This is a genomic window from Terribacillus halophilus, from assembly GCF_900101385.1.
Classification (GTDB): Bacteria; Bacillota; Bacilli; order Bacillales; family Amphibacillaceae; genus Terribacillus; species Terribacillus halophilus.
The window spans coordinates 18,752-29,978 of record NZ_FMZB01000018.1 but is presented as its reverse complement, the minus strand read 5'-3'; the positions used below and the strand labels follow the sequence as shown (position 1 = coordinate 29,978).

The window sequence follows — 11,227 nt, the reverse complement described above, 5'->3', positions numbered from 1 at the left end:
AGAAAAATTAGGCTACCACACACCAAAAGAGTTTGGTGGCATGGCAGCCTAATAAGGGTGTTTTATTTGTGTCTCACATCGCTATGTCAGTCTAATTGCGTGCAGCTTTTATTGTTTCCTAGTATACCGCTTGTAGTGGATATCATGAATGAGGCGAATTGTGGGTCGAATCAAGAGCAGCAAACTACCAGCCGCAAAGAGCCAGCACCCAGCCGTCTTCAATGACTCGTAAAGGAATAGGAAACTGCCGATGAGAAATATCAAGCCGATCAGGAAATCATTGAGCATATATAAAATCTGATATGGCCGTTTGAAAAAAATGCCATATTCCCCGATACGAATGACTTCTTCTCCCTTTTCTCGTTTGTGTTCGTGTTTCATTTCAGGCTTACCTTCTATCGATTCCAGCTTCCTGCTCCTGTAAAGCCGTCTCTGTAATATCGTGGTGAGATGTATGCCAGATGACTTGATTATTCTGAAACAGCAATGTTTGCGGAGACTCATGCTTTACTTCATAACGCTGTGCAATCATATTGGATAGCTCCCTTGCTTCTTGTACATACAAGGTATACATCGGCAGCTGTGTATCAAGACTATAGCGATCATATTCCTGCTTTGCTCTGGCACTGATCGGACAAGTCAGACTATGCTTGAGCAGATAGAATGCCGCCTCCCTATTCAATACATCCTGAAATTCCTCTTGATTCTGAATCACTTTCGCTTCCATGCTCAAAACTCCTTTCTAAAAATAAACAGACTCCTAAGCAAGCTGCTTAAGAGTCCAATCTTTTAAAGATCCTTGTTTCGTTCAATCGTGGATTTCTGCTGTTCCATTTCCAATTCCCTTGCAGCTTCCTCGATTGCACGAGCAACTTCTTCTGCAGCATCTTCTGCTTCTTTATTGTTGGAAGCTGTCTCATCTGCTTGGTCTTTGGAAGTCATATTCTTAACTTTATCCTGTACAGTCTGGGAAGATTCTATCACCTTATCTGCTACTGCACGGGATTTTTCAGTGACAACGTCTTTCCATTGTGCACCTTTTTCACTGTACTGGGTTTTCATCTCGCCCGCGCGCCCTTTCAGGGAGCTAGCCTGTTCCGAAATATCGCTGCGCAGTTCTTTACCGGATTTAGGCGCCAGAACAAGGGCAGTAACTGCTCCGACTACGCTGCCGATGATCGAACCAATCAGAAAATCTCTACCGTTCGTCTTTTTCGCTGCCATAATGCATTGCCTCCTATCGCGTCGCTGGTTTAGTGGGATGTTTCTTTTACTGGTAGCGGCTGCTCTGTCGGCTGCACTGCAGGTACAGAGGCACCCTCATTGGCTTCATTCTGCTTCTTTTTCTTCCATAAGTCAAGTATAACCGAGCCCCACTTCAATACTTGACCTGTTTGTTCTGTATGCTGTTCTGCAGATAACGCCACTTTGTTGGAGACATTGCGGATGGAATTATTCAAGCTTTGAACCGTATCACCGATGCCTTCGATTCCGTCGACAAGGGTGTTGAGCTTCTGCGCTTTTTCGCCAATGTCCTCTGCTAGATGATTTGTTTTGCTGAGCAGTTCTGCTGTCTCGCTCGTAATGCCTTGCATCTGTTTTTCGACGCCTTCCAATGTGCTTGCAACATCATTTAATGTGCGTGAAGCAGCTTTCAATGTTTTGGCGAGATAGATTACTAAGACTGCGAATGCGATGGCTGCAATCAATGCAGCGATGTACCCTAGAATTTCCATAATGAATAGTCAGCTCCTTCTGGTATGTAGTATGAGTAGTTGAAGCACATCTCATGCCTTGAACTCCTTTGTCTAACTACGTTATTCCCCTGATTAACGTCATTAAACATAAAAGAACAAATAAAAAAAGGGAGCAGCACTCCCTTTTTCAAGTGTAATGGATTATTGGACAGCTTGCAACGAATCTTCATAGCGTGCCTGGAATTTTTGGATATCCCCGGCCCCCATGAATAGAAGAATGCTGTCATCATACTGCTTAAGTACGTTTACTTCCTCAAGCTGCAGTACTTCACAGCCTGGTATGAGCTCCTGCAAATCCTGTATCGTCAAGCTTCCTTTCGCTTCACGGGCAGAACCGAAAATATCACATAGATATACCGCATCTGCCAGCTTCAAGCTGTCCGCAAACTCTTGCAGGAATGCTTTCGTCCTTGTGAAAGTGTGCGGCTGGAATACAGCAACAACTTGTTTATCAGGGTATTTCTTCCGAGCTGATTCGATTGTTACCTCGATTTCTTTCGGATGATGGGCATAGTCATCCACCAATACTTGGCTTCCGGCTTGCTTTTCGGAGAAGCGACGTTTTACACCAGTAAAACCATACATCTCCTCCATCTGCTTAGGTGTCATCCCTTCCTGATGGCATACAGCAACGACGGCCAAGGCATTGAGCACTTGATGATTTCCGTATCCTGGAATGGTGAACGTATGATAGAAACTGCCTTCTACATATACGTCGAATACCGTGCCATTCGGCTCTTCATGTACATGCTTTGCTTTATATGTGTTACCATCGTCAAATCCGTAATAATGAATCGGTACATCCGCTTGTAAATCACGCAGATAAGCGTCATCTCCGCAAGCAATGATCCCGCGCTTGACTTGATTGGCCAATTGCTGGAATGCTTGGAACACATCCTCGATATTCTGGAAGTAATCAGGATGATCGAAGTCAACATTCAGCATCACAGCATAATCCGGTTTATACGCAAGGAAATGGCGGCGGTATTCGCACGCTTCGAAGACAAAATAGTCACTCTGCGGCTGACCGCTTCCGGTTCCATCCCCGATCAAGTAGGATATAGGGTGGGACTGATGCAGTGTATGCGCCAGAAGACCCGTCGTCGATGTCTTGCCATGAGCGCCGGTTACAGCAATGCTGCGGAATTTATCCGCATAAGCTCCTAAGAAGTCATGATAACGGTAGAACGGAAGCCCAATTCTTTTCGCTTCCACGACCTCCTCATGATCGTCCGAGAACGCATTCCCGGCGATGATTGTCAAATCGGGTTTGATATTATCTTTAGTAAATGGCAGTATAGGAATATTTTTATCTTTGAGGGCCTGATCTGTAAAGAAAACCTTCTCCACATCCGAGCCTTGGACCTTCTCGCCTGCATCATGCAGGATCTGCGCCAATGCACTCATACCAGATCCTTTAATACCAATGAAATGGTAAGTTGTCATAGTAGGAACCTCCACTTAATAATATATCGCTTCTGTATGGTGTTAGTATAAGTATGTAATCTGTAGTGTGTCACATATACATGAAAAAAAGCATACTAGCAACAGTATAGCATTTTGTCGGGATTTATTAAATGCTCAATCTCTGCCGTCACGCTTTTTACAGTATATACAGACCGCTGCTTGGTTGTGTCTTAAAATAATACAGCCTGGATGTCCTTAGGACAACATCCAGGCTGTCTGTCATTCCGCTTGGAGCTGAGCCAGCGAGACGAGGACATCTCGCGGCTTGCTGCCTTTTTGTTCCGAAATGACTCCCCTCATTTCCATATGATCGATCAATCTGGCAGCTCGGTTATAGCCGATTTTAAAACGACGTTGCAGCAAACTTGCACTTGCACTGTTATGCTCAATGACAAATTCTACTGCTTCCCGATACAGCTCGTCCTCTTCCTCTTCGGATTCACGCCTTTCAAGCAGATCCTCATGCTGGAAAAGGTACTCAGGCGGCGCTGTCTGTTTCACATGCTCCACGACCCGTTCAATCTCTTCATCCGAAACAAAAGCACCTTGGATGCGCTGGGCTTGCCGTGCGCCATTCTCGATGAAGAGCATATCGCCTTTACCAAGCAGTTTCTCTGCGCCATTATTGTCGATGATCGTCCGGGAATCGACCGCAGACGAAACGCTGAAGGCAATCCTTGTCGGGATATTCGCTTTGATCAAACCAGTGATGACATCAACGGACGGCCGCTGCGTCGCCAATAGCAAATGTATACCGGCGGCCCGTGCTTTCTGAGCAATCCGGCATATTGCATCCTCGACATCCTGCGGAGATACCATCATCAAATCAGCAAGTTCATCGATGACGATGACCAAATATGGAAGCTTATCCGCATGACGGCCTTGCTGGGATAGCTTCTCGTTATATCGACCGATATCCCGGACTCCCTCGCCGACGAACTTCATGTATCGTTCTTCCATTTCATTGACTGCCCACTTCAATGCAGCAGTGGCTGCTTTCGTGTCGGTAATAACCGGTGATACGAGATGCGGCAAGTCATTATAAGGAGCAAGCTCCACCATCTTCGGATCGATCAGCAGGAATTTCACCTGCTTGTGATTCGCTTTATAAAGCAAGCTGAGCAGGATGGTATTGATACACACGCTTTTACCCGATCCTGTAGCTCCGGCAATAAGTCCATGCGGCATTTTCTGCAAATCGGTCACGATCGACCTGCCGGAAATATTCAGTCCCAGTGCGACCGAAAGTGGAGAACTATTATCCTGGAAATCTTCCGTCTCCAGGATCTCCTGTAAGCCGACTTGTTTGGAGACAGCGTTAGGCACTTCGATTCCAATCGCATTTTTTCCAGGAATCGGCGCCTCCATCCGGATATCCTTAGCAGCCATATTCAGCTTGATATCATCCGTCAGGCTCTTGATCTTGCTGACCTTCACACCCATTTCGGGCTGGACCTCAAATCGAGTGACAGAAGGACCCTGCATCGCATTTACCACATGTGCATTCACATTGAAATGCTCCAAAGTAGTTTCCAAAAGGTGGATCTGCTGATCGACCCAAGCATCATTTTCGATTGTTTGTTCAACAGGATCATTGAGAAGATGCATCGGCGGACTGGTAAAGTTCGGCTCAGTCTGCACGTTCAGTTCTTCAGCAGGCTCCTCCATCACCTGGGGTGCTGGATTTTTTATCTTCTCCAAATGGTTCCGTTTATCACGCGGTGTCATGAACACATTGAACGGTACCGGTTTCCGGACTGCATTGCTTGCTTCGCGAATTCCGGAACTTGCGGCTTCCCGAGAAGCACCGCTAACTGTTGCTTGTTCTTCTTGCACTCCTGGTTGCATGATTTCCTGTTCTGCTATGGATGATTGCTTCCATTCTTCTTCTTCCTCGGCGTGTAATTCATTTTCGACTTCCTGCTCCAGTACAGTCGGTATCTCATCCAATTCTTCCACTTGCCCTGGATGTGGCGTTTTTTGCTCCATATGCACTGATTCTGATTGAGGAGATACGGAATTGATTTGCTCTTGTCCTTCAGCTGGCAGTTCTTTTTCATCTTCCACTACAGCCGTATCTTCTTCCATTTTCACTGGAGCTGGCGTTTTTTGCTCCATATGCACTGATTCTGATTGAGGAGATACGGAGTTGATTTGCTCTTGTCCTTCGGCTGGCAATTCTTTTTCATCTTCCACTACAGCCGTATCTTCTTCCATTTTCACTGGAGCTGGCGTTTTTTGTTCCATATGCACTGATTCTGATTGAGGAGATACGGAATTGATTTGCTCTTGTCCTTCGGCTGGCAGTTCTTTTTCATCTTCCACTACAGCCGTATCTTCTTCCATTTTCACTGGAGCTGGCGTTTTTTGCTCCATATGCACTGATTCTGGTTTAAAAGATACGGAATCCTGCTCCTGAGTTGGCTCAGCAGTGTAAGCTGCTTTCCCCGAATCTATTTCTTTTTCAGGTGCAGAATGAATATTCTCCAGCATTTCTGCGGATTCTTTGATCACTTCTGTCTCTGGCTGCCGTCCTATATTTTCGGCTGCTGAAATCTCCAGGTTAACGTGTTCCTGCTGCGTCTTATCTGATACAGTGGCAGCAATCTTCTTCCAATCCGCTCGTTCCTGTATCGACTCCAGGGTAACGGTGTTCACAGCTGCTTCCTCTTCTTTTCGCTTACGAAAACCATAAACAGGAGATGGTACTTCTGACGGCTGGAAAGGTTTCTTGTCTTCCTTTGGCGCTGGCCGAGGTCTTTGCGGCTGCCGCGGCTGATTCTGACTGGGCGATCGTTCCATACTTCTCGTTTTTTCTCTCTGGTTAGGACTTGTCTGCCTTTTTTCCCGAGGCGTCACATGCGGCTGCGATTCTGGCTGTACCTGTGCTTGTCGACGTACTGGTCGTACATCCGGGGCAGGCGGTTTTTCACTGCCGGATTCATCCGGAATCATCGGAAACCGGAATGCGCGTTCTTTCGGGTATGTATATGCCATTTTTGCTTGTGGCTGCTGATTATTCTGATATTGTTTCTGTACGTTCTTTTCAGAAGCGTTCCGTGATTTCAGCTCTGGTTCTTCTTCCACTACTACTTCGGTCATAAAAAAGTTGCTTAGAGCTTGCTTTAGACGCTCCCACATATTAAATCTTCCTTTTTCATTATAATATCTTCATTTTAGCAGGTTTTCACAAACCGTGAATAGCTTTACCCTAAAAACATTCTGCCTACACTTAAAAAATAAGGCGGTCTTGCTTAATTTTTGTTCCTTCTACCTAAAAAAGCACCGAATACAGTTTGTATTCGATGCTTTTTCCCTACTAAAACATAAAAGCTTGACCGACTTCATAGGAATCGTCCAGTACATAAATCCCTTTTTCTTCCGGTGCATTCGGCAAACCTAGCTCTTTTTGGGAGCAAATCATACCGAAACTATCTTCACCACGCAAGTTTCCGGCTTTAATTTCCAAACCGCTCGGCATGATGGCGCCAACTTTCGCAACAACCACCTTTTGACCTGCATCGACATTCGGTGCTCCACAAACGATCTGAACAGCCTCATCACCAAGATCGACTTGGCAGACACTAAGTTTATCAGCGTTGCTGTGTTTTTCCTTTTGTTTGACATAGCCTACAACGAACTTAGGAGTCAAATCCACATCAAATGCATCGTCCAATTTATTTTGCTGGAAAATATCACGAATGCTGCTGGCAAACTCTTCATCGACCTGCACCTTGCCTGCTGTCGTAATTTTCAAGTATTCGGAAGCCTGGAATAGATTATAGCCAACCAATCCATCCTTATCGGAAATCCGGACAACATCACCGAATCTCTCTTCTTTAATGGAATGACGATCTCCTTGCTTAAGGGCGATCAGCAATACATCACCGATTCCTTGTTTGTTATAAAATGCTTGCATCTTACTTTTCCTCTCCCTTGGCAGACTCCGGTCGATTACGCGCCATTATGAATACTGGCTCCAATTTCTTCTCTTCATAGATAAACGGTAAAGATGTGATTGGTACACGGCCTTCTGCGAAATATTTCATGGTTACTTGTGCTAATATATCATAACCAGTCTTATTTTCAATATCCGCCAAAATCAGGACATCCTGGTGGGGAACAGCAACAAGCACATCTCCTTTGGCATTCGCACGGAAACCTTCCAACAGTGATTCATTCAGTATACGACTGGCATCATACCCATCCTGTGTGGCAATGAAGTAAAAGGAGTTTCCTGCCACCCTGTCTTCTTTCAGCTCCGTGGATAGACTTCTTGCATTGAACGCAGCAATCTCCCGAAGACGTTCGACCGTCCATCCTTGCTCTTCCATCATTCGTTCGTCGATGAGCCGGTATGATTTACCAAGATCCAATGCATAGTAAATCCTTGTTTCTGCCGTATGTTCCGAATATACCATCTTCAGTCCGGATTTTGTCTTCGATGGAAAAGAAGTTGCTCGTATGACAGGAAAGACATGCTGTTCATTATCTTCCAATTGCTGCTCTTCATGCATGACACGCATTGCCTCTTTTACATGCTGTTCGAGCTCATCAAGCGCTTTTTCGCCACGTGTCTCGTATTTTGCGATTATATTGGGTAGAGCTAGCGTCACACCTTCCTTCGTATCCTGCCATTCCACCCGGAATTTGCTTTTTTCCCTATCGTAGGAAGTACGCCATGCTGGATCCTGCAAACGATCCTCCAATTTTTGTTTCATTTTCAAAGCTGTCATTTTCATAAGCTATACTCCTTGCAGTTATTGCGGTAAGGATTCGATGAACGATTCGATTTCCTCTTTGGACTTACGGTCCTTGGATACGAATCGTCCAGTTTCTTCACCATTGCTGAACGCGATGAAGCTAGGAATTCCGAATACATCGTATTGCTGACACACATCGATGAATTGGTCACGGTCCACGTGAATGAATTCGAATTCACTGTATTTTGCTTCAATCTCTGGCAGCTCCGGTTCGATGATGCGGCAGTCCGGACACCAGTCTGCAGAAAACATCAAGATTGTTTTACCATTTTGAAGAATTTCGTTTAGTTGTGCTTCTGATTCTAAATTTTTCAACTTTAAAGCCCCCATTGTCCTTTTTCTTCATTTTAGCAGAGCCATGTATCAAATGCGAATATCCTGCGCCGACTCATTCATCTCCCACTCTTTCTATCAATCCTAATTGGTATGTGCCTAGGTCTAATCATTCAAATAAATTATCAAACTTTTATTAATTTATTGTAAAATTGGTAGGTTATACCTATAATTAAGGAGAGCACACAATAGTTCAAAAGGGGGAAACAAATGCATACCATACGCCAGCGGATACGCTTGATCATGTACTTATCACTAGCAAGCATTGTCGTGCTTGGGGCTTTTACCTATTATTACTTTTACCAGCAAAACAATATGTCGGAGAAAACGCAGCAGTATCAGGAGGCATTTGTATCGAGCCAATTTATCAAGGATGATATGCTTGATACACTTGAAAAGCAGGAGACATACTTCGCACAGCCCTCGGCATCCAATGCAGAAGCCGTGTTGGGTGCCATTGCAAGTATCCACAAACAAGCCACTACATATGAAGAGGATTACAAAGAAAATAAAGATTTAAAAGCATACTTTACACAGATCAAGGACGGCGCATCTTCCTATCAGGAAGAGCTGGGCAAAGTGGCAAGTATGAATGAAACCATCGGCTACACGACGGATGAAGGACTCCGTAAAATCATCAATGATGCTTCCATGAATTTTCATGAGATTGCCGAAGGTGCAGGAGATGAAGTTTCAGCCGCATTGGAGAATGTCTCCAGGACCGAGCAGGGAGTCATCCAGCCTCCAAATGGAGCTGCCCCGGATAAAGGTGCATTCGATGAAGCAGTCGATGCATTCAAGACTGCCATCTCGGATTCAGACTTGGATAATGACGCCGTCAGTGATATCAATTCCAGTTTGCTGAAATACACATCGGCCATGTCCACACTGACGAATACACGCACCCAGGCATCGGAACTCGCCGCTAATTTTGAAACAGCTGCCTTGGAAGTGACAACGACCGTCGACAGCGTCGGACAGACAGCAATAGAAGAGACAAACAATCTAAAACAAATGAATGAAAGAACTTCCACAATTCTCGGCATTATCTTGCTTGCTGTCATCATACTCAGTTTCCTGCTTGTCCTTTGCACCGGCTGGCCGCTCATCCGAGCGATCACAAAATCAATCCGTCAGCTGAAAGAAGCAACAGAGATCATCGGAAATGGCAACCTGGCCTACCGCGTACCAATTACCACAAAGGATGAGATGGCCGATTTAGGCACTACATTCAATCAGATGGCAGCCAAGATGGAACAATCCATGATCAAGGTAAAAGAAGCTTCAGAAGTATTGGATGATTCATCTTCGTATTTGGCAGCAGCTTCACAGCAAACAGCTGCACAATATGAAGAAGTGAATCAAGCGATCGGCCAAGTAGCTGGTGGTGCGCAAGACCAAGCAGCACAGCTTGAGGAAAGCAATCTTATGCTCGGAAAAGTCCGCCATGCCATTGCGTCGATGAAGGAAGAAACATTACAAGTCGAAGAGGCAATGAAGCAAGCAGAAAAGGAAGGAAGCATCGGTATCGATCAAATGCAGCAGCTGCATGAGACGTCTGACAGCTTCTTGAAACTTGCTCAAAAACTGACTGCAGAAATCCAGCTTGCTGTCGAACAGGCGAACCAAATCCGCTCGATTGTCCAGACGATCGAAGAGATTTCAGAAAGCACGAACTTACTGGCGCTGAATGCTGCAATTGAATCGGCTCGTGCAGGCGAGCATGGACGAGGATTTGCTGTCGTCGCTGATGAAGTGAAGAAGCTGGCTGAACGCTCCAAACAGGAAGCACAGCAAATCCATAAACTTGTAGGTTCCATGAATCAGCAAATGAACGGTTTGGCCGAAGAAGCCAAAACCTTTGACGCTTATCAGCGGGTGCAAGCAACAAGCGTTGCAGAAACGACGAACGCTTTTGACCGCATCCACCATCAATTGAAGCAAGGTAATGCGAAGATAAAGGGTATCTCCTCCTCTGTCGCGGAAGTTACAGCAAGTAATGAAACCGTCGCCGACATGCTTGGTCATATCAATCAAATTGCTGACGAAGCAGCATCTGCAGCTCAGGAGGTCGCTTCATCAAGTGATACACAAGCATCATCTATCGGTATCGTGACTAACGCTGCATCGCAGCTGCAGCAGCTGGCCAAGGATTTGGCAGACGAGGTCGCCCAATTCGACCTTGAATCCATTGCGAAAGATGAATCAGGACCCGATGAAAAAGAAGACAAGCCACCAGCTTCCTCTCCAACAGAAGCTGACGAAACAGTACTTACTGACAGCAATGAAATGAATAAAGAAGCGTATGCTGTCCCTGATGATGAATCAGAGTGGAAACAAACCTCTTGAACGAAAGAAGGAAGCGGAAATTACCATTCCGCTTCCTTCTTTTCATTCGCCGCATAAAATGCATATTGACCTTTCAATAAAAGACATATATGTTCAAACATTGCCGCGCGGGACATATGTCCGTCAGTAAAGACACCGACGGCTCCCTCCGTCGTTGATATATCCTGTCTGCTAGTGAATGCACGCATCACTGGACCGAGCTCTTCACCTTTTCTTACGGGATCAGCGATAAAATCCGGCAGCAGCAGTTTCGCGCCACTTGCGCTCCACAGTTTATCCCCGACAGCCAACGCACCCCAATTGCAGATGTACAGGCCATCATCCATCTCTGTGACGCCGCCTTCCAGGCCAATTCCAGCAGTTGCTCCGGCTAGCTTGCTGCAAGCAAGTGCACGCTGGACCGCGCCAAGACGTGTTTCCTCATCACTCATCGGCTGAGCACTTACACCGGAATCGACTACTGCACTTGCCAATGTCCATGTATCACCGAATACAGTCGAAACTGCATTTACTTTAGCAGGATTCTTTGATCCTATTATCAATTTCATCCATTGCGCA

Annotated in this window: 11 protein-coding genes; 1 reads left to right on the top strand and 10 read right to left on the bottom strand. The window is 45.6% G+C overall.

Translation table 11 applies throughout. From position 1 onward, the window contains the following. Positions 1-108: 108 nt before the first annotated feature. From BLQ53_RS18500 to BLQ53_RS18460, 9 genes are all read right to left on the bottom strand, one after another. On the bottom strand, positions 109-381 hold the full coding sequence (locus tag BLQ53_RS18500) for a YrhK family protein (RefSeq protein ID WP_093728789.1): 273 nt from the start codon (positions 379-381) through the stop codon (positions 109-111). A 7-nt stretch (positions 382-388) separates the two neighbouring features. Then, on the bottom strand, positions 389-727 hold the full coding sequence (ytxJ, locus tag BLQ53_RS18495) for a bacillithiol system redox-active protein YtxJ (RefSeq protein WP_093728788.1): 339 nt from the start codon (positions 725-727) through the stop codon (positions 389-391). 62 nt (positions 728-789) lie between these two features. After that, positions 790-1,224 (bottom strand): YtxH domain-containing protein, encoded by a 435-nt coding sequence (locus BLQ53_RS18490; protein ID WP_093728787.1) that lies wholly within the window; start codon positions 1,222-1,224, stop codon positions 790-792. Between the two features lie 29 nt (positions 1,225-1,253). Beyond that, the gene (locus BLQ53_RS18485; protein ID WP_093728786.1) at positions 1,254-1,736 is read right to left on the bottom strand and encodes a DUF948 domain-containing protein; all 483 of its coding nucleotides are present in this window, start codon (positions 1,734-1,736) and stop codon (positions 1,254-1,256) included. Positions 1,737-1,898: 162 nt separating this feature from the next. Continuing rightward, a complete protein-coding gene (murC, locus tag BLQ53_RS18480) occupies positions 1,899-3,203 on the bottom strand; it encodes a UDP-N-acetylmuramate--L-alanine ligase (protein ID WP_093728785.1) in 1,305 nt (434 codons plus the stop codon). Between the two features lie 240 nt (positions 3,204-3,443). Beyond that, entirely contained in the window at positions 3,444-6,365 is a 2,922-nt protein-coding gene (locus tag BLQ53_RS18475; protein ID WP_244499401.1) for a DNA translocase FtsK, read from the bottom strand. Positions 6,366-6,543: 178 nt separating this feature from the next. After that, positions 6,544-7,143 (bottom strand): YtpR family tRNA-binding protein, encoded by a 600-nt coding sequence (gene ytpR / locus BLQ53_RS18470; protein WP_093728784.1) that lies wholly within the window; start codon positions 7,141-7,143, stop codon positions 6,544-6,546. Position 7,144: 1 nt separating this feature from the next. Further along, positions 7,145-7,966: a DUF1444 domain-containing protein gene (locus BLQ53_RS18465; protein WP_093728783.1), complete on the bottom strand. Its 822-nt coding sequence runs from the start codon at positions 7,964-7,966 to the stop codon at positions 7,145-7,147. 18 nt (positions 7,967-7,984) lie between these two features. Next, complete coding sequence (locus BLQ53_RS18460) at positions 7,985-8,302, bottom strand: thioredoxin family protein (protein ID WP_093728782.1); 318 nt, start codon at positions 8,300-8,302, stop codon at positions 7,985-7,987. A gap of 228 nt (positions 8,303-8,530) precedes the next feature. Between BLQ53_RS18460 and BLQ53_RS18455 the strand changes: the two genes are divergently transcribed. Continuing rightward, positions 8,531-10,669 carry a methyl-accepting chemotaxis protein gene (locus tag BLQ53_RS18455; protein ID WP_093728781.1) on the top strand — a complete coding sequence of 713 codons (2,139 nt, stop codon included), beginning with the start codon at positions 8,531-8,533 and terminating at the stop codon, positions 10,667-10,669. A 20-nt stretch (positions 10,670-10,689) separates the two neighbouring features. On the opposite strand, the gene BLQ53_RS18450 is transcribed toward BLQ53_RS18455, so the two are convergent. Continuing rightward, positions 10,690-11,217: a DUF84 family protein gene (locus BLQ53_RS18450; protein ID WP_093728780.1), complete on the bottom strand. Its 528-nt coding sequence runs from the start codon at positions 11,215-11,217 to the stop codon at positions 10,690-10,692. Positions 11,218-11,227: the final 10 nt, after the last annotated feature.